The sequence below is a fragment of the Pseudoalteromonas sp. 5Ae-yellow genome (genome assembly GCF_014077565.1).
In the GTDB taxonomy this organism is placed as follows: Bacteria; Pseudomonadota; Gammaproteobacteria; order Enterobacterales; family Alteromonadaceae; genus Pseudoalteromonas.
The window spans coordinates 1-25,869 of sequence record NZ_JACGWD010000066.1 but is presented as its reverse complement, the minus strand read 5'-3'; the positions used below and the strand labels follow the sequence as shown (position 1 = coordinate 25,869).

At 40.6% G+C, this 25,869-nt stretch carries 21 protein-coding genes; 14 read left to right on the top strand and 7 right to left on the bottom strand.

Going from position 1 to position 25,869, the window contains the following annotated elements:
• Positions 1-161 precede the first annotated feature (161 nt).
• On the bottom strand, positions 162-377 hold the full coding sequence (rpmE, locus tag H4J63_RS15815) for a 50S ribosomal protein L31 (RefSeq protein ID WP_076925367.1): 216 nt from the start codon (positions 375-377) through the stop codon (positions 162-164).
• Between the two features lie 230 nt (positions 378-607).
• On the opposite strand from rpmE, the gene priA reads away from it, so the two are divergent.
• The 5 genes from priA (at position 608) to H4J63_RS15790 (ending at position 5,717) form a co-directional block, all read left to right on the top strand.
• On the top strand, positions 608-2,794 hold the full coding sequence (gene priA, locus H4J63_RS15810) for a primosomal protein N' (protein ID WP_182197468.1): 2,187 nt from the start codon (positions 608-610) through the stop codon (positions 2,792-2,794).
• A 20-nt stretch (positions 2,795-2,814) separates the two neighbouring features.
• Complete coding sequence (locus H4J63_RS15805) at positions 2,815-3,342, top strand: SPOR domain-containing protein (protein WP_007582031.1); 528 nt, start codon at positions 2,815-2,817, stop codon at positions 3,340-3,342.
• Between the two features lie 79 nt (positions 3,343-3,421).
• Positions 3,422-3,940, top strand: coding sequence for an ATP-dependent protease subunit HslV (gene hslV / locus H4J63_RS15800; RefSeq protein ID WP_002958366.1), 519 nt, complete (start codon positions 3,422-3,424; stop codon positions 3,938-3,940).
• An 11-nt stretch (positions 3,941-3,951) separates the two neighbouring features.
• Positions 3,952-5,280 (top strand): HslU--HslV peptidase ATPase subunit, encoded by a 1,329-nt coding sequence (gene hslU, locus H4J63_RS15795; RefSeq protein ID WP_002958365.1) that lies wholly within the window; start codon positions 3,952-3,954, stop codon positions 5,278-5,280.
• Between the two features lie 62 nt (positions 5,281-5,342).
• The gene (locus tag H4J63_RS15790) at positions 5,343-5,717 is read left to right on the top strand and encodes a gamma-butyrobetaine hydroxylase-like domain-containing protein (RefSeq protein ID WP_002958364.1); all 375 of its coding nucleotides are present in this window, start codon (positions 5,343-5,345) and stop codon (positions 5,715-5,717) included.
• A 29-nt stretch (positions 5,718-5,746) separates the two neighbouring features.
• On the opposite strand, the gene H4J63_RS15785 is transcribed toward H4J63_RS15790, so the two are convergent.
• From H4J63_RS15785 to H4J63_RS15775, 3 genes are all read right to left on the bottom strand, one after another.
• A complete protein-coding gene (locus H4J63_RS15785; protein ID WP_182197466.1) occupies positions 5,747-7,627 on the bottom strand; it encodes a methyl-accepting chemotaxis protein in 1,881 nt (626 codons plus the stop codon).
• A gap of 109 nt (positions 7,628-7,736) precedes the next feature.
• A complete protein-coding gene (locus tag H4J63_RS15780) occupies positions 7,737-8,768 on the bottom strand; it encodes an MJ1255/VC2487 family glycosyltransferase (RefSeq protein ID WP_002958362.1) in 1,032 nt (343 codons plus the stop codon).
• The gene (locus H4J63_RS15775) at positions 8,765-9,304 is read right to left on the bottom strand and encodes a phosphatase PAP2 family protein (protein ID WP_024596307.1); all 540 of its coding nucleotides are present in this window, start codon (positions 9,302-9,304) and stop codon (positions 8,765-8,767) included. The genes H4J63_RS15780 and H4J63_RS15775 overlap by 4 nt, the downstream gene beginning before the upstream one ends.
• A gap of 201 nt (positions 9,305-9,505) precedes the next feature.
• On the opposite strand from H4J63_RS15775, the gene rraA reads away from it, so the two are divergent.
• Together rraA and H4J63_RS15765 are read left to right on the top strand one after the other, a co-directional pair.
• Positions 9,506-10,003, top strand: coding sequence for a ribonuclease E activity regulator RraA (gene rraA / locus H4J63_RS15770; protein WP_002959955.1), 498 nt, complete (start codon positions 9,506-9,508; stop codon positions 10,001-10,003).
• Position 10,004: 1 nt separating this feature from the next.
• Complete coding sequence (locus tag H4J63_RS15765) at positions 10,005-11,054, top strand: formimidoylglutamase (protein WP_182197464.1); 1,050 nt, start codon at positions 10,005-10,007, stop codon at positions 11,052-11,054.
• Here the strand turns inward: H4J63_RS15765 and H4J63_RS15760 are convergent.
• Together H4J63_RS15760 and hutI are read right to left on the bottom strand one after the other, a co-directional pair.
• Positions 11,051-12,715: an EAL domain-containing protein gene (locus H4J63_RS15760; RefSeq protein WP_182197469.1), complete on the bottom strand. Its 1,665-nt coding sequence runs from the start codon at positions 12,713-12,715 to the stop codon at positions 11,051-11,053. The genes H4J63_RS15765 and H4J63_RS15760 overlap by 4 nt on opposite strands.
• Before the next feature lie 120 nt (positions 12,716-12,835).
• Positions 12,836-14,083, bottom strand: coding sequence for an imidazolonepropionase (hutI, locus tag H4J63_RS15755; protein ID WP_182197463.1), 1,248 nt, complete (start codon positions 14,081-14,083; stop codon positions 12,836-12,838).
• Positions 14,084-14,202: 119 nt separating this feature from the next.
• Here hutI and hutC point away from each other — a divergent pair, with 119 nt between their 5' ends.
• From hutC to hutH, 3 genes are all read left to right on the top strand, one after another.
• Positions 14,203-14,910, top strand: a complete 708-nt coding sequence (gene hutC, locus H4J63_RS15750) for a histidine utilization repressor (RefSeq protein ID WP_182197462.1) — start codon at positions 14,203-14,205, stop codon at positions 14,908-14,910.
• 66 nt (positions 14,911-14,976) lie between these two features.
• Positions 14,977-16,650, top strand: a complete 1,674-nt coding sequence (gene hutU / locus H4J63_RS15745) for a urocanate hydratase (protein ID WP_182197461.1) — start codon at positions 14,977-14,979, stop codon at positions 16,648-16,650.
• A gap of 2 nt (positions 16,651-16,652) precedes the next feature.
• Positions 16,653-18,188: a histidine ammonia-lyase gene (gene hutH, locus H4J63_RS15740; RefSeq protein WP_182197460.1), complete on the top strand. Its 1,536-nt coding sequence runs from the start codon at positions 16,653-16,655 to the stop codon at positions 18,186-18,188.
• On the opposite strand, the gene H4J63_RS15735 is transcribed toward hutH, so the two are convergent.
• Positions 18,185-18,955, bottom strand: a complete 771-nt coding sequence (locus tag H4J63_RS15735) for an NADP-binding protein (protein WP_165723712.1) — start codon at positions 18,953-18,955, stop codon at positions 18,185-18,187. The two genes, hutH and H4J63_RS15735, sit on opposite strands and share 4 nt — an antisense overlap.
• 116 nt (positions 18,956-19,071) lie before the next feature.
• Between H4J63_RS15735 and H4J63_RS15730 the strand changes: the two genes are divergently transcribed.
• From H4J63_RS15730 to H4J63_RS15715, 4 genes are all read left to right on the top strand, one after another.
• Positions 19,072-21,099 carry a methyl-accepting chemotaxis protein gene (locus H4J63_RS15730; RefSeq protein WP_165723711.1) on the top strand — a complete coding sequence of 676 codons (2,028 nt, stop codon included), beginning with the start codon at positions 19,072-19,074 and terminating at the stop codon, positions 21,097-21,099.
• A gap of 373 nt (positions 21,100-21,472) precedes the next feature.
• The gene (gene secA, locus H4J63_RS15725) at positions 21,473-24,181 is read left to right on the top strand and encodes a preprotein translocase subunit SecA (RefSeq protein WP_039485905.1); all 2,709 of its coding nucleotides are present in this window, start codon (positions 21,473-21,475) and stop codon (positions 24,179-24,181) included.
• A gap of 68 nt (positions 24,182-24,249) precedes the next feature.
• Complete coding sequence (gene mutT, locus H4J63_RS15720; RefSeq protein ID WP_182197459.1) at positions 24,250-24,648, top strand: 8-oxo-dGTP diphosphatase MutT; 399 nt, start codon at positions 24,250-24,252, stop codon at positions 24,646-24,648.
• Between the two features lie 22 nt (positions 24,649-24,670).
• Positions 24,671-25,738 carry a phosphotransferase enzyme family protein gene (locus H4J63_RS15715; protein ID WP_182197458.1) on the top strand — a complete coding sequence of 356 codons (1,068 nt, stop codon included), beginning with the start codon at positions 24,671-24,673 and terminating at the stop codon, positions 25,736-25,738.
• Positions 25,739-25,869 lie beyond the last annotated feature (131 nt).

Sequence of the window (25,869 nt, the reverse complement as noted above, 5' to 3'; positions counted from 1 at the left end):
CTTCCTTCAGACCCCACCGTTGGCCAGTGACGCCCTTGCCATTCAGATTATCTTCCCCTTAGTCAGGGTAATAAGGCATCTTTCAGCCTATCGGGTTTGCCAGCTTCGCTGGGCAAACAAAAAAAGCACCCTAAAGTGCTTTTTTAACTAAACAGCAATAATTATTTCTTGCTGGCAAGTGCACCGAAGCGTTTGTTGAAGCGATCAACACGGCCGCCAGTGTCTAAAACTTTTTGCTTACCAGTGTAAAACGGGTGACACGCAGAACATACGTCTAAGTGAATGTCTTTACAAAGAGTTGAGCTAGTTTCGAATTGGTTTCCGCATGAACATGTTGCAGAAATTACTTCGTACTTAGGGTGAATACCTTCTTTCATAGGAACCTCTAGTTAAGGCCGCATCGCTCTCCAAACCCGGAGTTTGGCACCATACGTCGTTAAAACAAATTTGTTGGTGGCGGATTTTATCCAACAACCTCCCCCTACACAAGTATTTATTTATGTTTTTGCCAAAAAAGTGAACAATCTCGCTCTCAAGTACTATTGCTAGTAGGTTTTTAACGGTATTTTTAGTACATTACAGCATTAATTTTACGGGTTGAGTTGTTATGAGTTTTGTTGAAGTTGCTATTAAAGTCCCGCTTCCACGCACCTTTGATTATAAAATAGAAGAACAGCTCAGTGGCTTATCAACTCATTTACTACCTGGCATGCGGGTTTTGGTACCTTTTGGTAATCAAAAAAAAGTAGCCGTAATTCTCAGTATCAAAAATAGTACTGATGTCCCAGAGAATAAAATAAAAAGTATTATAGAAGTCATCGACGATACCCCTATTTTAAGTTCCCAACATTTAGACTTACTTAGCTTTACCGCGCGCTATTATTGCTATCCCTTAGGCGAAACTATTCATATAGCGCTACCCGCTGTACTTCGCCAAGGTGAATCACCTGATAAAACCAGTATTAATATGGTTGCTTTAACTGAAAAAGGCGCAAAAGTACCGTCATTAAAAGCTAAAACACAACTCAACTTATTAAAACAGTTATCGCAATCAGGTAAGTCATCGTTAACTGAGTTAAAGGCACTGGGCTTTAGTAAAAAAACAATAGATAGCCTAATAGATAAAGAGCTTATTACGCAAACTATTGAACACGATAACCAATGGCAAAGCGTTGTACCAACTGTCGGTAGCAAACCTATACTTAATAAAGAACAAGCGGTTGCCTGTACAGCAATAAATCAAAGTACTGGATTTAGCAGCTTTTTATTAGAAGGCGTCACTGGCAGTGGTAAAACAGAAGTGTATTTACAGTGCCTAGAAGAAGTATTAAAACGTGGCGAGCAAGCATTAGTATTAGTGCCAGAAATAGGTTTAACGCCACAAACTGTAAACCGTTTTCGTCGCCGCTTTCCTGATACACCCATTATGCTTTGGCACTCAGCACTTACCGATAACGAACGCTTACAAACATGGCGCTTTTGCGAAAAAGGCAGTTGTGCGATAGTTATTGGGACGCGTTCGAGTATTTTTCTGCCATTTTTAAAACTAGGTATGATTGTTGTTGATGAAGAGCACGACTCGTCATTTAAACAACAAGATACCCTTCGTTACCATGCCCGTGATTTAGCCGCTTACAGAGCTTTTCAGCATAAAATCCCGCTTATATTAGGCAGCGCTACACCCGCTCTTGAAACACTTCACAAGGCAATTAATAACAAATACCAGCTATTAAGCTTAACTGAGCGTGCACAAACAGCGACCGACAACCAATTTAAGTTACTCGATATGAAAGGCCAACCCGACCAAGCGGGTATTGCCCACGCAAGCCTTGCTACTATGCGCCAGCATTTAAATCGCGGTAAACAGGTTATGGTATTTTTAAATCGCCGAGGTTTCTCGCCAACCCTAATTTGTCATGAGTGCGGTTGGTTGAGCGAATGTAAACGCTGTAGTACCAGCGCTACATTTCATAAAGCGATTGGACAAATGATCTGTCATCACTGTGGCGACCAGTACCCTGTCCCTCACCAATGCCCTGACTGTGGAAGTACGCAAATATTTCCTAACGGTAAAGGCACAGAACAAATTGAAGAGTTTTTATCGACCGAGTTCCCTGATACACCTGTTACTCGTATAGACCGCGATTCAACTCGCCGTAAAGGTAGCCTTGAAAAAGCACTTGATGAAATAAACCTAGGGGGCGCACGCATTTTAGTGGGCACACAAATGCTTGCCAAAGGCCATCACTTTGCAGATGTGAGCCTTGTTATAATTTTAGATGTAGATAGCGGCTTATACTCATGCGACTTTAGAGCAACAGAGCATTTAGCCCAATTAGTCACCCAAGTAGCGGGGCGTGCTGGACGTTCAGGAGAGCCTGGTCAAGTGTTATTACAAACACACTTTCCAGAACACCCTCTTTTGCAAGACTTAGTTAATAATGGTTACCAAGACTTTGCCCGTTTTGCTCTTAGTGAGCGCGGTGATGCTGACTTACCGCCCATTACAAATATGGCCATTGTGCGTGCACAAGGACATAGTATTAAACTAGTCGTCGATTTTTTGACGGATTTGGTTCCTGTGAATGGGGTATCTGGTATACAATTGCTCGGTCCGATCCCTGCCCCACTTGAAAGAGTCGCAGGTATGTATCGTTTTCAATTGCATATTCAAGCGCAAGATCGTCGCATATTACATCAGTACCTTGCGCAAATGGTTGATTATTTAAGTACCAGTAAACTTGCACAAAAAGTACGCTGGAGCTTAGACGTAGACCCTATAGACATGATTTAGGTTAAGGCCAAAATAACACCATGGCACAGCACGATTATATTAATAAAAAGCCTGCAGGCAGAAACAGTAAAAAAAACGCACCCGCTAAAAAACCATTTCCTATTCTTTTAGCCGTTATAGCCATCTTACTTGTAGGTGGTTTTGCCTACACACTATGGTTTATAAAAAGTAATGCCGATCCAAAACTTGTCGAAAAACAAGCTAACCCAACTGCACCCGCAAAAGTAGAAGTTGTTATTCCACGTACACCGGAATTTATTAAAGAAATAAGAAACCACGAGATTCAAGTTGAAGTAAAAGAACTTGAGCAAAAAGGTCCTTATGTTATGCAATGCGGTTCGTTCAGAACTCATGCACAAGCTGAATCATTAAAAGCTAAAATAGCATTTGCAGGCCTCATTTCTGAAATAAAACAGGCTGAAGGCAGCAATGGTACTTGGTATAAAGTGCGCTTAGGTCCTTATAAAACCAAACGCCAAGCCGAAAGTGATAAAAACAAACTTAAACGTGTAAAAATAGTCGGCTGCGGAATTTGGGGCTGGACTTGAAAATAAACCATTCACCCATATAACCTCTTCATAATCGTTTTTTACGAGTTGCCTCTGCAGCTCGATGATGAGGAATAACATGACTACTATCGTAAGTGTACGCCGTGGCGACAAGGTTGTAATTGGCGGCGATGGCCAAGTGTCTCTTGGTAATACCGTAATGAAGGGCAACGCCCGTAAAGTTCGACGTCTTTATAATGGCAAAGTAATCGCTGGTTTTGCCGGCGGTACTGCTGATGCCTTCACTCTTTTCGAACGCTTTGAAAGCAAATTAGAAATGCACCAAGGAAACCTGACTAAAGCCGCAGTAGAAATGGCTAAAGATTGGCGCAGCGACCGTGCACTTCGAAAACTCGAAGCTCTGCTCGCTGTAGCAGACGAGACAGCCTCTTTAATTATTACCGGTAATGGCGATGTGGTTCAACCTGAAAACGACCTAATTGCAATTGGCAGTGGTGGTAACTTTGCACAATCAGCGGCAACCGCCCTTTTAGAAAATACAGATTTAAGCGCTCGTGAAATAGTAGAGAAAAGCTTAACTATTGCAGGCAACATCTGCGTATTTACTAATAACTTCCAAACAATCGAAGAATTATAATAGGAACTATCATGTCTGATATGACCCCAAGAGAAATTGTTCATGAGCTAGATCAGCACATTATAGGTCAGGCTAAAGCAAAAAAAGCAGTGGCTATTGCACTTCGTAACCGCTGGCGCCGCATGCAACTCAAAGAAGATTTACGCAGCGAAGTAACACCAAAAAACATTTTAATGATTGGTCCAACCGGTGTAGGTAAAACAGAAATTGCCCGCCGATTAGCAAAACTTGCTAACGCACCCTTTATTAAAGTAGAAGCGACTAAGTTCACTGAAGTTGGCTATGTTGGTAAAGAAGTTGAGACTATCATCCGCGATTTAGTCGATGTATCAATTAAAATGACTCGCGAACAGCAGACTAAGAAATTTAAACATCGCGCCGAAGAAGCAGCAGAAGAGCGCATTTTAGATGCCCTTTTACCACCAGCGAAAGATCAATACGGCGAAACGCAGCGTGATGATAACTCATCAACTCGCCAAGCGTTCCGTAAAAAGCTACGTGAAGGTCAGCTAGATGATAAAGAAATTGAAATCGATTTAGCACAAGCACAACCAAACGTAGAAATTATGGCGCCTCCTGGTATGGAAGATATGACCAACCAGCTACAAAGCATGTTTCAAAACATGGGCGGCGATAAGCGCACTAAGCGTAAACTAAAAATCAAAGAAGCCTTCAAACTATTAACGGAAGAAGAAGCCGCTAAATTAGTAAATCCTGAAGAGCTAAAAGAACAAGCTATTTTTGCAGTAGAGCAAAACGGTATTGTGTTTATTGATGAAATAGACAAAATTTGTAAGCGCGGCGATTCTTCAGGTCCAGATGTGAGCCGAGAAGGTGTTCAACGCGACTTACTACCGCTAATTGAAGGTTCAACTGTAAATACTAAGCACGGAATGGTTAAAACTGACCATATGCTGTTTATTGCCTCTGGTGCGTTTCAGATGGCAAAGCCATCAGATATGATCCCAGAGCTACAGGGCCGCTTACCGATTCGAGTAGAACTTGAAGCACTTACTGCAGATGACTTTAAACGCATCCTTACAGAGCCTCATGCATCGCTTACCGAGCAACAACGAGAGCTGCTTAAAACTGAGCAGGTATCGATTGAGTTTAGCGACGATGCAATTGAGCGTATTGCCAAAGCAGCTTGGCAAGTTAACGAGAAAACCGAAAACATCGGTGCTCGTCGTCTACACACTGTAATGGAAAGATTGATGGAAGAAATTTCATACGATGCTTCTGAAAAAGCAGGCTCGTCATTAGTAATCGACGCCGCTTACGTTGAAAAACACTTAGGTGCACTTGTTGAAGATGAAGACTTAAGCCGCTTTATTCTATAAAACGAATATAAACGTTATACTAAAAGCCTCCAGATTGGGGGCTTTTTAATGGGATATATTAAATGAAACACGTAACAAAAGTGCATTACCACAGTGTAAGTAAAAATCTAGATGTTTACTTTGATGATGACAGTAAAGCTGTATTTAGCTGTGAATTTTTACGCGTTCACTCTCCCTCTGCTGAAGTGCAGGGCCATGGCTCTGGCCCAATGAAGCTAGTACTTAATAAGCAAGCTGTAGGAATAAAAAGTATTGTACCTGTTGGGCATTACGCACTTCGTTTAGATTTTGACGATGGCCATAACAGCGGACTATTTAGCTGGCGCTACTTTGAAAAACTACAACAGCAACAAGATACATTGTGGAGTGAATATTTAGCGCGGGTAACTGAACACGAAAAAAGTAAAGATAGCGTGCCTATAAAATTTGTTCCTTAAACTTTATAGCCCCGTTCTATTAAGCGTGATTAAACCTTAAATTTATCAATTGCAGTGAACAGAACGCGAGCCTGCTCAGAGACCTCTTCACTTGTTTGCGCATTGTTAGCAGCATGTTCAGTTGCGTCTTGTGCAATATCGCGAATTCTTACTACATTTTTATTAACCTCTGATGCCACTTGGCTTTGCTCATCAATAGCAACTGCTATTTGAGAGCTCATTTCCATTATTGTTTGTACATCTTCAGTAATTGCGCCTAATAGCTCACCTGCTTTAATTGCTTGCGAGGCACTTTCATCACCTTGAGAGCGACATTTGTGCATAATACTCACCACTTCTTGAGTACGCTGCTGTAAGGTACTTATAATACCTTCAATCTCACTTGTAGACTCTTGAGTACGCTTTGCTAATGAACGAACCTCATCTGCAACAACAGCAAAACCACGACCATACTCACCAGCACGGGCCGCTTCTATTGCCGCATTAAGTGCAAGTAAATTTGTTTGATCTGCAATCCCTCGAATTACATCAAGCACTGAACCAATTGTTTCACCATCTTTTTCAAGTTGCGACACTACATTTGATGCATTCCCCAGCGAATCAGATAGGGCCCTAATGTGCTTAACGGTAGAATCTACTTCACTACGCCCTTGTTGTGCACTTAAATTTGTTGACTCTGCTTTTTTCGCAGCCGCTTCAGTATTATGTGAAATATCCTGAATCGTCGCCTGCATTTCGGTGGCTGCCGTTGCAACCATGTCGGCTTCATGTAGTTGCTCTTGCATACCAGAGCTTGTTGCTGCGGTACTTTGTGATAAATGCTCTGTTGCTACATTAAGCGTGTTTAAAGCACCATTAACTTCGTTAATTAAGTTCTTAAAATCGCCTATTAAGCTATTAAAGTCGACCGTCATGGTGGTAATTTCGTCTTTACCAGTTTGCTCTATCATCACGCTCAAATCATTATTACGACGAATATCGTTAATGGTGTGATAAACCCGCTCAATAGGTACAATAATGGAGTGGCTTGTAAAATAAACGAGTGCTAATACAATCACACCTGCAATCACAAATACCAAAATAGCTAAAAATTGAGCCTGCTCTACACTTTGCTCTACTTGTAACTTAGTGTCTTTAACGATTTTAGAAACAATGGCGTCGCTTTTATCTACACTGTCACGCATTACTCCAAGTGCGCCTGACTCAAGATCTAGCCCTAGCTTAGTTTGCGCCTGCACAAGTGTTTGAAATTCGCTTTGGTATATATCAATCAAAGGATTAATTTGTGCTTTATAGTCGCTTGGCAGCTGTGCTGCAGCTATCTGCTGCTTAAATGTATTAATTCCCTCATTAAAACGCCCTAGGTACTTAATATCAAATCTCAGCATGAAATCTTTTTCTGAGCGTCTTAGTTGCAGCATTGACGACAGCAGTTGGTAATTTTGCTGCTCTTTTAATAGTTGCTCAACTTCATGAACCGAGCTTCTAAGCTTGCCATATAACCCGTCGGTCGGGGTTAAACCAATCTCTTTTTGAAGCTTAACAACAGTTTCAAAATCATTGTTATAGCTATTTATTAGTTGCTCAAAGCGCTGGACCTGCTCCTGTGCGATACTTTGGTTAGCCATTAACTGTTGTAACTTTTTTACTTTATCACTTAACTGCTCAAAATCCGTTTCAAATGCAGTTAACGCGTCTTCTTGTTTATAAAACAAAAAGTTTTTTTCATGTTTACGCAATGCTAATGCATGTACGTTGAGCTCTTCTGCTAATTGAATAGTCTTGTTTAAGCTCAAGGTTGTACGTGATTCAAAAATAATCACGCATAAAAGGACCACCATTGCTAAACCAACAACGACTGCGTTTAGTTGTAAACGTCGTTTAATTGTTAAGTTTTGTAAAAAATTCATCGCTAACGCCTTTTTTAAATATGCATTTGTATTATAGCTAATAGATCAAAAGCGACTAATTAATTTAACTTTTTATTATTGGTAATTCTAAACAGTTTAAATGCGATGGCTATAAGGCGACACTATCCCACAAACCTTTATGTAACGATTGTGTGTTATTCCATTGTTGTTTAACCAACCAATCAATTAAAGGCGCGGGATCGCTGGGGTAATTTATTTGCTTGTTTTGCGGCGCGCTATTCCAATCATCAAGGGCTTGTGGGTTTAAATAGTTCATAACATGCGCCATGCCCATGGCAAATAAAGTTTGTGCATTTGCTGCTTGCTCAAACTGACCATCTAAAGGCTTTAATAGTAACTTTTTACCTAACTTAAGCGCTTCACTGGCAAGCTCAAATCCCGCATTACCAATAACGCCACTTGTGTTTGCTAAGTCGTTTAAAAAACCAGAGCGTGAGGGGGCTCGTAAATGTATATGTCCAAAAGATTGATTGCTGGCATTTGGGTGATAGCAATAAAATTCTTTTTCGGGAAAGTCTTTTAAATAATCAACAACGCTATCTAAGTTTTCGAAAGGTAAATATACCAATACCTTGTTCATTACGGCTACAGGGTTGTCGTGATTATGATGAGCAATAAAAGGCGGTATTATATTATTTGCAAATGGTTGCCAGTGCACGCCTAAGTAGGTAGTCGCTGGTGCATAATGCTTGATAAGTGATTTTCTCAGGACGCCACGACCAAACATAGGTACGTTATCTGACAAAAATGCTGCTTGGTGACTAATGCCAATAACGGGTATACCTGCCCGTTTTGCAGCCCATGCTGTCACAGGCTCAAAGTCGTTAAGTACAAAATCGTACTGTTTTATCTCAAGCGATTTTATATCACTCACCAACTTACAAATTCGCATGTTTTTAAGTGTTTTTAAATTTTTAACTTGCCCATTTTCAGTGCTAAACGATAAACCGCGATACGCTTTATAATCTGAGAATTCGTGCATATCAAAGTAATCTTTATTTGCGCGCCCTGAAAACACATAATCAACATCAATACCGAGCTTATTAAAGCAGCTTGCCATAACCCGAGCGCGCGTTATATGACCATTACCGGTACCTTGTACTCCATACAATATTTTCATGCAGGCACCACAAGTGCTAACGCAAATAAACCACAAAAACTACCAATCGTTGCGCCTATTATAATATCAGCAGGAAAGTGCACACCCAATACCACACGAGACATAGCAACGCCGGTAGCCCAACTAAATAGTAGTAATGCATATTCTGGAAAAAAATGGCTTAATATAATTGCCACTAAAAAGGCAGCAGCACTGTGACCCGATGGTAAACTAAATTTATCGCTCGGTACTATATAGGCATTTGTTACTAAGCAGTCGCATGGACGGATCCGAGCAAATCTATTTTTAGCTAGTAGGTAAATAGGTCTTTCTATAGCAAAACCAATTAATATAGTGACAGGCAATAATTGGTGCTGTTCATTATTACTAAGCCACCACACTGCTAAGCATATTAATATATAAAGCCCACCATCACCGCTTTTAGACAAACCAAAGGCCATTGTTTTAAACCACCTCGGTGAATTGCAATTAAACAAAGTTAAAAATAATTGCTCATCTATCTGAGTTACCTTTTTAAGCATATTATTATTCATCACCATCCCTCATCGCATAACATATGAACACCGATTTAGCTTATGTGTTGTAAATAACAATTGAGTGACGCTTTTAATACACTATTATTGCGATTAATGATTTAGCGCTTGTTTTGCCTAAATTTACTGCGATTAAGTCGTTGTTATTGCTTATAAGGAGGGTATACTGAGATATAAATTAATGTACCTTTTGAGGATAAAATAATGGATTACAGCACTTCTGATTTATGCGACCACTTTGCTGACGTGGTTGACGTGCTAGAGCCTATGTTCATCAACTTTGGTGGTCGACACAGCTTTGGTGGCCGCATTAAAACGGTTAAATGTTTTGAAAATAATGAACTCATCCGCGAATTACTTTCTCAAGATGGTACAGACCTAGTACTTCTTATTGATGGTGGCGGCTCAACTCGTCGCGCACTAATCGACATTGAACTGGCTGAGCTAGCACTTGAAAACAACTGGAATGGTATTGTTGTTTACGGCGCAGTACGCCACGTTGATGAGCTTGAAGAGCTTGATTTAGGCATTCAAGCAATTGCTTCAATCCCTGTTGCAGCCGACAGCGAAGGTGCTGGTGAAGATGCTATAGGCGTTAACTTTGCTGGGGTATCATTTTTTGATGACGACTTTATTTATGCTGATAGCACAGGCATTGTTTTATCTGCAGAAGAATTAGAGTTGGAAGTTGTAGAAGTATAACGTGACTTCCCATTTAAAAGTATATGATGAAAGCGCGGTTAGAACACTTTGCTCTACCCGCGCAAATGAGAAAAAAGCATGGCAATCAATGGCCTTGCTCGACACCCAAGTAAACCTGCAACAAGCACTTGTTGACGCTGCTCAATTTGGTATCCGCTATGTACTTCTGGGTATTTGCGAAGATATCGGCCCAAAAGCAAACTTAGGAAATGGCGGTGCAAACGAAGCATGGCCGGCTTTTTTAAAACGCTTTTTAAACCAACCTCACAATCAATTTATTGCCACTCAAAAAGTGCTTTTATTGGGTGAAGTTAATACTGATGATTTAATGGCGCAAAGCAACCAGCTTAATAATCAGCAAGGCCAGCAGTTAACTCAATTACGAGATTTATGCCAACAGCTTGATGAACGCGTAGAGTCGGTATTGACCCTTATTTTTAAAGCGGGGCTTGAGCCAATCGTTATTGGCGGAGGTCATAACAATTGCTTGGGAATTATCCGTGCCCTGAGTAAGTCAAAAAATACACCTATTAATGCTATCAACTTTGACCCTCATGCCGACTTTAGAGAATGTGAAGGTCGCCATAGCGGCAATGGCTTTCGCTACGCTTATAACGAGCAACATCTAAGTAATTACCACGTTATTGGCTTACATGAGATAAAAAACAATCAAGCAATTATAGATGCAATGAGTGAAGCTAACTTTACGTTTGATAGCTATCAATCAATACAAGTTAAGCGAAAAACTACACTCACGCAGGCAATTGAAAACGCATTAAGTAATTTTAACGATTTACCACTGGGTATTGAAGTTGATTTAGATAGTATTACTTACATGCCGGTGAGTGCGTACACATGTTGCGGATTTAGTGTGAATGACACTGAGCACTTTGTGTATTTAGCAGCAAACCATCGCGACTCTAAGTACTTACATTTATGTGAAGCAGCGCCTAGCCAGCACCCTAACGGAGTTGAGGCCGGTGCTGCCCATGTAGGACAAGTGATCAGTGCACTTGTGAATAGCTATCTACAAGCCAAAGAAAACACTTAGCGCTGTTGAACTAATCGCCACTCTTTTAGCCAGCTCATTAAACCAATACTACTTAGCGGGTGACCAAAGTAATAACCTTGGGCAGCATAACCTTTTAAGCTTTTTACAAACTTAAGTTGCTCAAGTGTTTCTACCCCTTCAAAAATCACTTTTGTTTTTTGTTGGTTATGCATTTCAACCATTCCGCTAACTAAACTGCGTATATTGTTTTGATTACTAAAGTCAGCAGTGAGTGAAGGTGAAACCTTAATATACTCTACCGCTAAGCTTGGTAACTTAGAAAGCAGTACCGGGTTATCACCAAGTCCATCAACACATACTTTTAAGCCTATGTTATTAAGCCTTGCGATCATGCCTCTGCCTTTATCATCTAGTCCCGCAAAAATATGCAAAGGGCATTCAACAATTAAATCGCCAGCTTCCAAGTGATGCTCACTTAAAACAACATCAACAAATTCAATAAACTCTTCGTTAAGCATTTCAGGACCAAATACGTTAATGCTAAGCGGTATAGAAATACCTTCTATTCTAAGCGCCATTGCAAGCTCAGCAGCTCTCTCTATTACAAATTTAGCGAGTGGATAACCAAGCCCTGCAATTCTAATGTCGTCGATAAACCTGTTAGCGGATAAAATCCCTTGCTTAGGGTGCTGCCAACGCAGTAGTAATTCTAAAAACTCAATTTGACCGTTTTCGTTACAAATAATAGGCTGAAAATAAAGCTCTAACTCGCTCGAAAAATCAATATTTGCTAATTCCTTTAGTCGCGCTTGTTGCTCTCGCAATTCAATCATCATTTGTTGATGATAAGGCACAACCTTGCGATCTGGGTGGCTATCGAGTGCCAGATATGCGTACGATATTAAATTATCAAAGTTGTTATCTTGCTCATTACAATCAACATAACTCGCTCTCGCTTTTACTTCTACAGTGCAGTTAGCAACATTAAATGGCTTAAGCGTTGCACCCAGTATTTGGTCAATAACTAATTCATGTAAGTGTTTTTGATTCGCGAAACTACAAATAAATGCAAAGTTAAGACCCCCTAAGTGGGCTAGCTTTTCTTGTCCAGTTAAAGTCACTATTTCGTCACTTGAAAGTAGCTCTTTTATTCGATTAGCCGATTGCGCTAACAGTATATCGCCAAAGTCGCGTCCAATATGCTGGTTAACTTGCTCAAAGCCTTCAAGGCGAATAACGATTAACGCTGCGCTTATTTGTTTGTTGTCGCACCATGTATAGTAACCTTTACGTAACTGTTTTCTATCTGCAAAAACTGAAAGCGGAGACTCTTCAACAAATGCATCACCTTCAGGTTCTGGCTCTATAACGACTTCTATTTCAGCACTTTCATCATTTAAAAAACCTACAATAGCTAATAATAATATTGCTAACACAACCCAAAATAGCGGAACTTCCAAAAATAAATGAGCTGAAAATAGAACAACAAATAAAAGACCAGCCATTGAGCTGGTAATTATCATGCTCCAATTATTTCGCTCAAATGCTTGCCATAAGTGAAAACAAAACCCAAAGGCTAGTAAAATAGCAAGCCAAGCCGCACCGCTGCTTAAGATAGCTAAACCAACAGCAGCTGTGCATAAATAACTAAATTTAATACTGGTATTTTTAACAGCAAATAAAGTGGCGATCATCGCCATTAATAGTGCACCACTAAAAAATATTGGGAAATTACTGTCGGTTAGTATGTTCAAATTAACGGCATCCGTATTCGCTAAAAAAGTTTAAACCAAGTTATATGTGGGTAAAAATAATACAAACTAATTAATTCTACCCAAAATCCATAAATTTAACAGTTTATTTACGCCAAATTGGTAACTTAATTGTGATGGATGACTTATTTGCCAATGCGCAATATCAGCTCTTGCGCCAACCTTTAAAATACCACGGTCGTCTAAACCTAGTGCTTTAGCTGCATTTCGAGTAACACCAGCTAATGCTTGCTCAGGTGTTAATCTAAACAATGTGCATGCCATGTTCATCATCAAGTGCACTGAGCACAGCGGTGAAGTACCTGGATTAAAGTCACTCGCAATAGCTATCGGTACTTTATATTGATTAAGTAATTCAATAGGTGGGAATTTAGTTTCTCTTAAAAAATAAAATGCGCCTGGCAATAACACCGCTACCGTCCCAGCGTCTGCCATGGCTTTTACACCCTCTTCATCTAGATGCTCAATATGATCAGCCGAAAGGCCATTAAACTGCGCCACCAGCTTAGCACCCTGTTGATTAGATAACTGCTCAGCATGGCATTTTACTGGGAGGTTATGCTTTTTAGCCGCCTGGAAAACACGTTTGGTTTGCGAATAACTAAACCCAACATTTTCACAAAATACATCGACTGCATCAGCAAGATTATTAGCTACTACCTGATCAAGCATGTCAGTACACACTAAATCAATATATTCATCAGCACGGCCTTTGTATTCAGGCGGTAGAGCATGCGCCCCTAAAAAAGTAGTTTTAATATCAATAGGGTGATGTTCACCTAATAAACGAGCGACTTCTAATATTTTTATCTCGTTTTCAGTATCTAGCCCATAACCAGACTTTATTTCAACGGTGGTTACACCTTCTTTTAACAACGTATTTAAGCGATCTTTTGCATCTACAAACAATTGTTCACGGTCGGCTGCTCTTGTGGCTTTAACCGTACTTGCTATGCCACCGCCTTGTGCTGCGATTTGCTCATAGCTTACGCCTTGCAAACGCTGTTCAAACTCTTGCGATCTTGAACCTGCAAATACTAAGTGAGTATGGCAGTCTATTAAGCCCGGCGTTAACCACTGCCCTTTTATACTCAATGTCGGCGTTGCAAACACATCAAAACTGGGCAACGTTGCTTGCTCTCCAATCCACGCAATTTTACCATTTTTAATAGCTATAGCAGCATTTTCGATTGCGCCATAAGGGGCATTTATATTGCTATCCATAGTGGCAATATTGGCATCAGTTAAAAGTAAGTCGATTTCTTCTAACTCATAATTTTTTGTTGTGCTTTGCATTTTACAGCCCTTTTTACGCCCAGAGTGATGAAAATATAGTCTAACAACCCATCTTGTATATACAAGGTAATTGTGTCATCTTATTTATATAGTTTATTTTTAATGTAACCATAAATTTAATGACGACACCTAAATTTGCGCAAATAAAACAATTCATTGTTGATAAAATACGCAGCGGTACGTGGCAAGAAAACCAACGTGTTCCCTCTGAAAACGAACTAAGTAGTCAATTTAGTGTAAGCAGGATGACAGCCCGCAGAGCACTAAGCGAATTAACCGAGGCAGGCATTTTAACCCGCAGCCAAGGGTTAGGTACATTTGTAGCTACATTTAAATCGCAGTCATCGTTACTTGAAATAAAAAATATTGCTGATGAAGTAAAAGAGCGTAACGGCAACTACACCTGTAGCGTACTCATACTCGAATCAATAAATGCAGTCGCACCTATCGCCATTGCACTTGGTGTTGAGGTTGACAATGTTGTATATCGAAGTGTACTTGTGCATAACGAAAACGACAGCCCTTTGCAGCTAGAAGAGCGTTTTGTAAACCCTGCCCTTGCGACTGGCTACTTACAACAAGACTTTAGCATGCTTACACCACATGAATATCTATCTAGTGTTGCCCCACTTACCCAAGCAAGGCATACAGTAGAGGCCATTATGCCAAACAGCGAAATGTGCCAATGGTTAAACTTATATAATGAAGAGCCATGCTTACAAGTAATCCGACGCACCTGGTCTGTTAAAGGCATTGTAAGCTTTGCGCGCCTTGTATCACCAGGTAGTAAATATCGCTTAGGTGGCCACTTAACATTTAAAAAATAACAAACAATAGCGCTTACTGCGCTTTTTTTATAACAAATCACCTTGTATATACAACAGGAGCAAAACATGAACAACCGACTCGACACAAGTCGCGTAATACGTGCACCTCATGGAGATAAAATAAGTACTAAAAGCTGGCAAACAGAAGCTGCTAAGCGCATGCTAATGAATAACTTAGACCCTGAAGTTGCAGAGCATCCTCATGCACTTGTTGTATATGGTGGTATTGGCCGAGCAGCTCGTGATTGGCCAAGTTATGACAAAATTATAGAAACCCTCGATAGGCTCGAAAGCGACGAAACCCTGCTTGTACAATCAGGAAAACCCGTTGGTGTATTTAAAACCCACAGTAATGCTCCTCGCGTGCTTATTGCTAACTCAAATCTTGTTCCACACTGGGCAAATTGGGAGCACTTTAACGAGCTCGATAAAAAAGGCTTGATGATGTACGGGCAAATGACGGCGGGTTCTTGGATTTATATTGGCTCGCAAGGCATAGTACAAGGAACTTACGAAACCTTTGTAGCTATGGCAAAGCAACATTTTGCAGGTAGCGCTAGTGGTAAATGGGTATTAACAGGTGGTCTTGGTGGTATGGGCGGTGCGCAACCACTTGCAGCTACAATGGCTGGGTTTAGTGCACTGGTTGTTGAATGTGATGAAAGCCGTATCGATTTTCGTATAAAAACAGGCTACGTTGATGTAAAAGCAACAAATCTTGAACACGCACTGCAATTAATAACCGATGCATGTGTTAAAGGTAAAGCCCTCTCAGTGGGTTTACTAGGTAACGCTGCCGATGTATTTAGTACACTGGTTAAAACAGGCATTACCCCTGATGTAGTCACAGATCAAACATCTGCTCACGATCCATTAAATGGTTACTTACCACAAGGCTGGACAATGGAGTATGCAGCAAAAATGCGTGAGCAAGATCCAAAAGCCGTAGTAAAAGCCGCTAAACAATCAATGGCAGTCCAAGTTAAAGCTATGCTAGCACTACAAAAAGCCGGTGCCGCCACTACTGATTACGGTAATAATATTCGTCAAATGGCGTTTGATGAGGGTGTTACCAACGCGTTTGATTTTCCTGGATTTGTGCCTGCATATATTCGCCCTTTATTTTGTGAAGGGATTGGACCATTTAGATGGGTAGCATTATCAGGCGACCCTGAAGATATATATAAAACCGACGCTAAAGTAAAAGAGCTTATTCCTGATGATGCACATTTACATAACTGGCTTGATATGGCGCGGGAACGCATACAATTCCAAGGTTTACCTGCACGCATTTGCTGGGTTGGCCTAAAAGATAGAGCACGCCTTGCACTGGCCTTTAATGAAATGGTTAAAAATGGCGAACTTAAAGCCCCTATCGTTATTGGTCGTGACCACCTCGACTCTGGCTCAGTTGCCAGCCCTAACCGCGAAACAGAGAGCATGAAAGATGGCTCAGATGCAGTATCAGATTGGCCATTACTCAACGCACTGCTTAATACCGCAAGTGGCGCTACTTGGGTGTCGCTTCATCATGGTGGCGGTGTAGGAATGGGATTTAGTCAGCACTCTGGTGTAGTTATTGTTGCCGATGGTACTGATGAAGCTAAAGAGCGTATTGCTCGCGTACTGTGGAACGACCCTGCAACAGGTGTAATGCGCCATGCTGATGCCGGATACGGCATAGCAAAAAACTGCGCTAAAGAACAAAATTTAGACCTACCTATGTTAAACGAGGAATGATCATGTTCGAACTTACTCTCACACCCGGATCACTTGATTTAAACACACTAAGAAAAATTAATAATTCACCGGTAAAGCTGAGCCTTGCAAAGCATGCCGAGTCGCAAATAGCAGCCAGCGCGCAAACCGTTCAAAATGTTATTAATGAACACCGCACTGTATATGGAATTAACACCGGCTTTGGATTATTAGCCAATACTAAAATTGCCGACGACCAACTTGAATTATTACAGCGCTCCATTGTGCTTTCACACGCTGCGGGTATTGGCGAATACATGGATGACAGCACAGTAAGGTTAATGATCACCTTAAAAGTAAACTCGCTTTCACGTGGCTATTCGGGCATTCGCCTGCAAGTAATCCAATTTTTTATGCAGCTGCTTAGTAGCGAAGTATATCCATGCGTGCCTAAAAAAGGCTCCGTGGGGGCATCGGGAGATTTAGCCCCTCTTGCGCATATGTGTCTACCTTTATTAGCTGAAGGTCAAATGCGACATAAAGGAGAAATAATTAGCGCAGCACAAGGGTTAAAAATAGCGGGACTTGAACCCCTTACCCTTGCAGCCAAAGAAGGCTTAGCATTATTAAATGGCACACAAGCGTCGACTGCGTTTGCACTACAAGGCCTATTTAGAAGCGAGAACCTATATGCACAAAGCTGCGTTATCGGCTCGATAAGTATAGAAGCCGCAATGGGCAGTCGCGCGCCATTTGATGCACGTATTCATGAAATTCGCGGACAGCGCGGACAAATAGACACCGCTCAAGTATTTAGAGAGCTACTCGATACGCACTCTCAGATTAGTAACTCCCACGTCAATTGTGAAAAAGTACAAGATCCATACTGCCTTCGCTGCCAGCCTCAAGTGCTAGGTGCTTGCCTAACTCAGATACGCCAAGCTGCAGAAGTGTTACTATGCGAGTCAAACGGTGTAACCGATAATCCGCTAGTTTTTGCCGATGTAGGCGACATTATATCGGGAGGAAACTTTCATGCAGAGCCCGTTGCAATGGCCGCTGACAACTTAGCAATCGCAATTGCAGAAATTGGCGCATTAGCAGAAAGGCGAATTGCATTACTTATCGATTCAAACCTATCCAAATTACCGCCATTTTTAGTTGAAAACGGCGGGGTAAATTCTGGATTTATGATTGCCCAAGTTACCGCAGCAGCGCTTGCATCAGAAAACAAATCATTAGCGCATCCGGCTTCGGTTGATAGCTTGCCTACATCTGCAAATCAAGAAGATCATGTTTCTATGGCAACCTTTGCAGCAAGGCGCTTAGATGAAATGGCCAATAATACCCAAGGTGTTTTGGCAATAGAATGGTTAGCATCGGTTCAAGGGCTAGAATTTAGAAAGCCGCTTGAACCATCAGATAAAGTGCAAAGCGCTAAAGCATTGTTACGCGAGCATGTAAGTTATTATGATAAAGACCGCTACTTTGCTCCCGATATCGAAGCTGCTAATACATTACTAAGTGAAGGTAAGCTATGCGACTTTATAGAGAGCAGTCCCCTGCCTTCAGCATATTAAATACCGTGCTGATAGCTAAACCCTAAGGCTTCAATGGCTGAGCCTAATATTTTTCGCTCAGCCGAATCAGTTCCTGTAAACGTTGGCATTTCACCACCATGTTGCTGACACTTCATAGCGTAGTATTCAGCTTTTGTGGGGTGCGCAGGATTAACCACATTATAAATATTTTGCCCTACTTGCCAGTGCTCTATCACCGCAAAAATAGCATTAATTACATCTTGTTGATGCACCATATTTACCACTTGCTCACTTGATGTATTGAGCTCTTTACCTGCCACAAAACGCCCCGGTTCTCTATTAGGCCCTAGTAAGCCAGCTAAACGAAGTATTTTGCCATCTTGTTCAAGCACTTGCTCTTCAGCTTCGTAAAGCTTTATTTGGCGCTCGTTTGTGCATGAAATATCGCTACTTTCACTATATACACCAGGCTCTTGATCGTACACCCCGGTTGATGAGCACAATAAAAAGCCTTTTGCGTTTAGCTCCTTTGAAAGCTTAAGCGCTGCGGTGAGTGTTTCAGGATAATTACTTTCACTGTGCCTGCTACGTGGTGGAATAGCACATACCCAATAAGCACCTTGTAAATCAACTTGATGCCTTAATTGTCCATCTTCAAGTGTAAACTGACGCTCAAAGTCAAACTCGTGTATATCTGTTCTATGCGTTCCTTGTACTTGCCAGTCAGCTTTTTGTGCACTTACGCATAAAACATGTCCTAACCAGCCTGCACCTAATACTACTAATTTATTACTTTTCTTTGTCATTTTTGTATAAGCCTTTATTTTAAACGCATAATTAGTTCTTTCTATCTAACTTTATAGAGATTTTAAGTTAGATATGATTAGATATAATTTCATAAATAATAAAAATATGTGTACTCATGCTAAATAATTTATCATTACGGAAGAAAATATTATTATTGATTGGTGGAACAATTACCGTTTTACTAATTATCGCCTCAACATTTTTTGTTAAACACATTGCCAATCTCTCTAGAGAAAACATAGAAAACGAAGCACAAAGTTATCTACAGACCGAGCAACTTTCAATGCAAAGTTACTTCGCGATGTACGGTAAAATGGTATCAACCTTTGTTAATAACCCACATTTAATCAACTTTTTTGAAAATTGGGATACACGCGATCAAGCACTTGAAAGCGCGCCAGGTTACAACGAAGTAAACCAAGACTTTGTGCGTTTAAGCTCAAACGACGAAAATATTTTATCGGCCTTTTTTGCCTCAGCAACCACCGGTGAATACTTTAAAGAAAATGAACGTACAAGTCACTACAACGGCCAGCCTTATTACGCCTACAAGCGTAGTTGGTGGCAAGAAGCCATGCAAGTTAATAAGCTTTATGTAGGTCCAATCTCTGTTGATTTAACCACAGGCGTAGCATCCGCAGTTGTACAACAACCTGTTTATAACGCCCAGCGTAAACTCATTGGTATGGGTGGTGTTGATTTACAATTAAACAAAATTAACGACATGGTCGAAAATATTCGTTTTAATGGCCAAGGTTATGGTTTTTTACTAGATGGTAATCAAAAAGTGGTACACTTTTCAGAAGCCACTGGCCATAAGCTTTCAATTACAGATGAAGGTGCAAACGGTAAAGAAGGGCTCGATGCGCTTGAACAACAATTTACAGATACCGCAGGCTTTAAAGAGTTAAACACACAAATGCGAAATAACCTTAAAGGCAGCCGAATGGTTACTTTTAAAGGCGAGCAGTTTTATGTAGTTTACCATCGTCTGCAGTTAGAGCAGCCTTATATAAATTGGTATGTTGGCCTACTTATTCCAACTAGTATGATTGAAGCGCCCGTAAATGCCGCAGTAACCGCAACAACAACTGCAGTAATTATTATCTTAATTATTATATTAGCCATGATTTTGTGGGCTACCCAGATGATTTCAAAGCCAATCATAACGCTTACACACATTATGCGTGATATAGCATCGGGCGAAGGCGATCTTACTCAAAAAATTGATATTGATAGCCAAGATGAAGTCGGCCAACTGGCCAATCACATGAATACGTTTATTGATAAGTTACGCGCCATGATGCTCGAAACCGCAGCCCAAGCAGAGCAACTAAGCAACGCAGCAGCTCAATTAAGAAGCGTTTCTGAGCAAACTAATTCTGAAATTCAGCAAGAAAAGCAGCAAGTTGATAGTGTAAGTGCCGCAGTGACTGAAATGGCGACTACCGTGCTTGAAATATCACGTAATGCACAACATACAAATAACGCAGCTGAAGAAGTACAAGCAATCACTGCAGAAGGTGCTAGCCGCTCTACGCAAGCACAAAAAGTAATGACTGAACTTGCGCTACATATTGGTGAAGCATCCAAAGTAGTTGCGGGTCTTGAACAGGAAAGTAATAACATTGGGGCATTAGTCGATGTAATTAACTCAATTGCCGATCAAACCAATTTACTTGCACTTAATGCCGCTATTGAAGCAGCACGAGCTGGCGAACACGGTCGAGGCTTTGCCGTGGTTGCTGATGAAGTACGCTCGCTAGCAAGTCGCACACAAGAATCAACCGACGATATTCGCAACATGATTTCGCGCTTGCAGCAAATAGCACAGCAAGCCTCGGTTATGATGCAACAAGGGCAAGACCAAACCGAGGGTTCAGTGCTTCAAACTAAAGAAGTGCTTAGCTCTTTGCACAACATTGCGCAATCGGTTACTAAAGTACAAGACCAAAGTCATCAAATAGCCACCTCAACTGAGGAGCAAACAGTCGTTGCTGAGGATATTAATACGAGCCTTTCGGCAATTAATAACCTAGTGAACAGCACCGCTGACCATGCGCATACGCTCGCTGACGAAGCTCGCGATTTAAGTGATTTAGCGGCGGCGCTTAACAAAACGGTTAATCAATTTAAATTATAAAAAACACTCATTTTATAGCTGTGTTTAAGTGCAAAACTTAAGCACAACTATAACCCTTGTTTTTAATTTATTTAGCACCATATCTTTACAGTTCGCTGCTATTTTTACTGTAATTGAATAATACAAAGTTATTTTTACGAACCAGATCAAATTTTTCGATTTTATACACAGATCTTTTTATTGAGATAGTTTGTTGTTTGGCAGAGTCTGGTATAGTAGCGCACGTAATAAACAGTTCTTTTTGAACGGTTTAATACAAAATTGCTAATTAATATGTTCTAAGCGTTACTTAAAAGCACATATTAATTACCAATTGTTAAAAATGGGTTAGCCGATACTCGGCTGACAAAGAATACATTGTAACGGTTTTATCATGATATCTAATTTATTTACCAAGCTTTTTGGTAGTCGCAATGACCGCACTATTAAAAACTTAAGAAAGACGGTCGCGCTAATCAATGCGCTAGAAACGCAACTTGAAGCGCTTTCTGATGAAGATTTAAGAGCTAAAACAGCTGAGTTTAGAGAACGTTACGATAACGGACAAAGCCTTGACGATATCCTACCAGAGGCTTTTGCTGTGGTACGTGAAGCGTCAAAGCGTGTAAATGGCATGCGTCATTTCGACGTGCAGTTATTAGGTGGTATGGTTTTACATCAAGGTCGCATTGCAGAAATGCGTACCGGTGAAGGTAAAACACTTACAGCTACTCTACCAGCTTATCTAAACGGCTTAACAGGCAAAGGTGTTCACGTAATTACCGTGAATGACTACCTTGCTAAACGTGATGCTGAAACCAACCGTGCGTTATTTGAATTTTTAGGCCTTACAGTAGGCTGTAATGTACCAGGTATGATGCCGCAGCAAAAGAAGCTCGCTTATACTGCCGACATTACATACGGTACTAATAACGAATTTGGTTTTGACTACCTTCGTGACAACATGGCTTTTAGCATTGATGAACGAGTTCAACGTCCATTATTTTATGCTGTAGTCGATGAAGTGGATTCAATCTTAATTGATGAAGCACGTACCCCGCTTATTATTTCAGGCCCAGCTGAGGATAGCTCTGAGCTATACACTGAAATAAACACCATCGTCCCTTTACTTGAGCTTCAAGAAAAAGAAGACGAAGAAGGCATTGAAGGTGACGGCGATTACACTATCGATGAAAAATCTAAGCAAGTTCATTTAACAGAACGTGGTCAAATTAAAGTAGAAGAGCTACTTACTGAGCGCGGCTTAATTGAAGAAGGCGATTCGCTTTATTCAGCAGCAAGCATTACGCTACTAAGCCATGTTTATGCCGCCCTTCGTGCTCATAAGCTATACCAAAAAGATGTTGATTACGTTGTAAAAGAAAACGAAGTAATTATTATCGATGAGCATACGGGTCGTTCAATGGAAGGTCGTCGTTGGTCAGAAGGTTTACACCAAGCTGTTGAAGCAAAAGAAGGTGTAAAAATTCAAAACGAGAACCAAACACTTGCCTCTATTACGTTCCAAAACTACTTCCGTTTATACGAAACGTTAGCAGGTATGACAGGTACAGCCGATACTGAAGCATTTGAATTTCAGTCAATCTACGGCCTTGATACCGTTGTTATGCCAACTAATAAGCCGATGATTCGTGATGATCGCGCCGATTTAGTTTACCTAACGCAAGAAGAAAAATACGAAGCTATTTTAATTGATATTAAAGACTGCCAAGACCGTGGACAACCGGTGCTTGTTGGTACTATTTCAATTGAAAGCTCTGAGTATTTATCGCAGTTTTTACGCAAAGAAAAAATTAAGCACAATGTACTTAATGCTAAATTTCATGCGCAAGAAGCTGACATCGTTTCAGATGCTGGCCTACCAGGAACAGTAACAATTGCAACAAACATGGCCGGTCGTGGTACCGATATCGTGTTAGGTGGTAACTGGAACAGTGAAGTTGAAAAACTTGAAAACCCAACTGATGAGCAAATTGCTGAAATTAAAGCAGCTTGGAAAATTCGCCATGATGCAGTAATTGATGCCGGCGGTTTACATATCATTGGTACTGAACGTCACGAATCTCGTCGTATAGACAACCAATTACGTGGTCGTTCTGGTCGTCAAGGTGATGCTGGTTCAAGCCGTTTTTACTTATCGATGGACGATGCGCTAATGCGTATATTTGCCGGTGAGCGCATGACTAACATGATGCGTAAATTAGGCATGCAACGCGGTGAAGCAATTGAACATCCATGGGTAAACCGTGCGATTGAAAATGCACAGCGTAAAGTAGAAGCACGTAACTTCGACGTTCGTAAGCAACTACTTGAGTACGATGATGTAGCAAACGATCAACGTCGTGTTGTTTACTCTCAGCGTAACGAACTACTTGAAGAAGGTGATATTTCAGAAACTATTACTGCAATTCGTGGTGACGTACTTAGCAATACAATTGATCAGTACATTGCACCGCAAAGCCTTGCTGAAATGTGGGATATTCCTGGCCTTGAAGAGCGTTTAAAACAAGACTTCTTAATTGAGTTACCTATTACTCAGTGGTTAGCAGATGACAATAAACTATACGAAGAAAAGCTTCGTGAGCGTATTGAGCAGGCGGTTGAGCAGTCATACAAGCAAAAAGAAGAGCAAGTTGGCGATTCTGTTTTACGTCAATTCGAAAAAGCGATTATGCTACAGAGTCTTGATCAGCATTGGAAAGATCACCTTGCTGCAATGGATCATTTACGCCAAGGTATTCATTTACGTGGTTACGCGCAAAAGAATCCTAAGCAAGAGTACAAGCGTGAATCGTTTGAGCTGTTCTCCGAAATGCTTGAAAACTTGAAAGTAGATGTTGTAAGCATTCTAAGTAAAGTACAAGTACGCGCAGAAGAAGATGTTGAAAAAGTAGAAGAGCAACACCGTAAAAGTGAAAATGCTCCTCGCGAATACCAACATGAAGAAGCTGAGCACGTAGGTGGCGAAGCGCCAGAAACAGCGACAGTAATGGCTCGTACAGAACCAAAAGTAGGTCGTAATGACCCTTGTCCTTGTAAATCAGGTCAAAAATTCAAACAGTGTTGCGGTAAATTAAAATAACCCAATATTGTCAGTAGCTTATTAAAAAGCGGCGCTAGCGTCGCTTTTTTTTATGGAGTTTTAAAGTAATGACTATAGAAATTGTACATGTAGCTGTTGGTGTTATTAAGAAAAATAACGCTATATTCATTTGTAAACGTGCAGATGAACAACATCAAGGCGGTTTATGGGAATTTCCTGGTGGTAAAGTTGAAGCTGGAGAAAGTGTGTTTGTTGCACTTAAACGCGAGCTTATTGAAGAAGTTGGACTAACCATTCACAGCTCTAGCCAATTGATGGTGATTGAACATGACTACGGCGATAAATGCATTAAATTAGATGTACACGTAGTAAGTAACTTTAGCGGTGAGGCACATGGCGCTGAAGGGCAACCTAGCGAATGGGTAGCAATTACTGAATTAGAAAATTATGATTTTCCTGAAGCGAATGCTGAAATTATCGAAAAAATAGTTGCCCGATACGCATAAAAAAAGGGCATAAGTGAGCACAATGAATATCTCAATACAAAATAAGCTAAGCGAACTGTTAGCACTGCCCCCTGAGTTAACTCAAGTTAGTGCGATTGGTAGCGGTCATATAAATAGTACATGGCTACTTACAAGTATTGATAAACAGTTTATTGTGCAAAAACTAAATACTGAGGTATTTAAAAACCCTGCTCAGTTAGTGAGTAATGCAAAACTAATTGAGCAGCATTTAAATGCTAAACAACTGCAAAATAATTACCCGCTTGAAATAATCAAACATATAACTACACAAAACGACGAACACTTAATAAAAATTGATAATGCGTATTATCGCGTCCTTAACTATATTAGCGATAGCTACAGCGAAGACGTTGTTAAAAATACCCAGCAGAGCGAGCAAGCGGCTTACGCCTTTGGCGTATTTGCTCATGCATTACAAGATTTTGATGCGCAACAGCTAAACACTGTAATCCCTGATTTTCATAACTTAGCGATGCGCTTTGAGCAATTAAATACCGCAATCACTAACAACGTAGTTAATAGAGTAAAGCACTGCGCTGACGAAATAGAATATTGCTTAACGCAGCAGCATTTAATTACTGAGCTTAGTCAGGTAGCTAAACACATACCCCTTAGAGTGTGTCATAACGATACAAAAATAAATAATATGCTGTTTTGTAATACAACTCACAAAGCAAAAGCAGTTATTGATTTAGACACCTGCATGGCAGGATTTTGGCTTTATGACTTTGGCGACATGGTACGTACATTTTGCTCCCCCGAAGCCGAGGATTCAACAAACTTACACAACGTTGTTATTCGAAAAGATATATTTTCAGCCATTGTTAAAGGCTATGTAACGCCATTAAAAAGTAGCATGAGTATACTAGAGCAAGAAAGCTTATTATTAGGCGCTAAAATAATGCCGCTCATGTTAAGTGTGCGCTTTTTAACTGATTACTTAAATAACGATGTGTACTTTAAAGTATCTCATGCAGAGCATAATTTAGAGCGAGCACAAAACCAACTCGCGCTTTATAAAAGCATACTGAGTAACGAAGAATGGATGCACCAATGCTTAATGAGCTAAAGCTTATTTAACCTGATGTAATGGTCTCCTCCCTATACGGCATCTATGTGCCATGATTAAAGTGGTTACAATAATCAAAGGGAGAAGACCAAAATGAAGATTACAACAATTGGTTTAGACATAGCAAAAAG

What these genes read in the sequence shown, in the direction of transcription:
- H4J63_RS15760 (WP_182197469.1), bottom strand. Translation starts at nt 12,715, where the DNA reads ATGGCGATGATCGCCACTTTATTTGCTGTTAAAAATACCAGTATTAAA.
- hslU (WP_002958365.1), top strand. Translation starts at nt 3,952, where the DNA reads ATGTCTGATATGACCCCAAGAGAAATTGTTCATGAGCTAGATCAGCAC.
- secA (WP_039485905.1), top strand. Translation starts at nt 21,473, where the DNA reads ATGATATCTAATTTATTTACCAAGCTTTTTGGTAGTCGCAATGACCGC.
- H4J63_RS15785 (WP_182197466.1), bottom strand. Translation starts at nt 7,627, where the DNA reads ATGAATTTTTTACAAAACTTAACAATTAAACGACGTTTACAACTAAAC.
- H4J63_RS15805 (WP_007582031.1), top strand. Translation starts at nt 2,815, where the DNA reads ATGGCACAGCACGATTATATTAATAAAAAGCCTGCAGGCAGAAACAGT.
- hutU (WP_182197461.1), top strand. Translation starts at nt 14,977, where the DNA reads ATGAACAACCGACTCGACACAAGTCGCGTAATACGTGCACCTCATGGA.
- H4J63_RS15715 (WP_182197458.1), top strand. Translation starts at nt 24,671, where the DNA reads ATGAATATCTCAATACAAAATAAGCTAAGCGAACTGTTAGCACTGCCC.
- hutI (WP_182197463.1), bottom strand. Translation starts at nt 14,083, where the DNA reads ATGCAAAGCACAACAAAAAATTATGAGTTAGAAGAAATCGACTTACTT.
- H4J63_RS15780 (WP_002958362.1), bottom strand. Translation starts at nt 8,768, where the DNA reads ATGAAAATATTGTATGGAGTACAAGGTACCGGTAATGGTCATATAACG.
- mutT (WP_182197459.1), top strand. Translation starts at nt 24,250, where the DNA reads ATGACTATAGAAATTGTACATGTAGCTGTTGGTGTTATTAAGAAAAAT.
- rraA (WP_002959955.1), top strand. Translation starts at nt 9,506, where the DNA reads ATGGATTACAGCACTTCTGATTTATGCGACCACTTTGCTGACGTGGTT.
- hslV (WP_002958366.1), top strand. Translation starts at nt 3,422, where the DNA reads ATGACTACTATCGTAAGTGTACGCCGTGGCGACAAGGTTGTAATTGGC.
- H4J63_RS15790 (WP_002958364.1), top strand. Translation starts at nt 5,343, where the DNA reads ATGAAACACGTAACAAAAGTGCATTACCACAGTGTAAGTAAAAATCTA.
- H4J63_RS15730 (WP_165723711.1), top strand. Translation starts at nt 19,072, where the DNA reads ATGCTAAATAATTTATCATTACGGAAGAAAATATTATTATTGATTGGT.
- H4J63_RS15735 (WP_165723712.1), bottom strand. Translation starts at nt 18,955, where the DNA reads ATGACAAAGAAAAGTAATAAATTAGTAGTATTAGGTGCAGGCTGGTTA.
- priA (WP_182197468.1), top strand. Translation starts at nt 608, where the DNA reads ATGAGTTTTGTTGAAGTTGCTATTAAAGTCCCGCTTCCACGCACCTTT.
- rpmE (WP_076925367.1), bottom strand. Translation starts at nt 377, where the DNA reads ATGAAAGAAGGTATTCACCCTAAGTACGAAGTAATTTCTGCAACATGT.
- hutC (WP_182197462.1), top strand. Translation starts at nt 14,203, where the DNA reads ATGACGACACCTAAATTTGCGCAAATAAAACAATTCATTGTTGATAAA.
- hutH (WP_182197460.1), top strand. Translation starts at nt 16,653, where the DNA reads ATGTTCGAACTTACTCTCACACCCGGATCACTTGATTTAAACACACTA.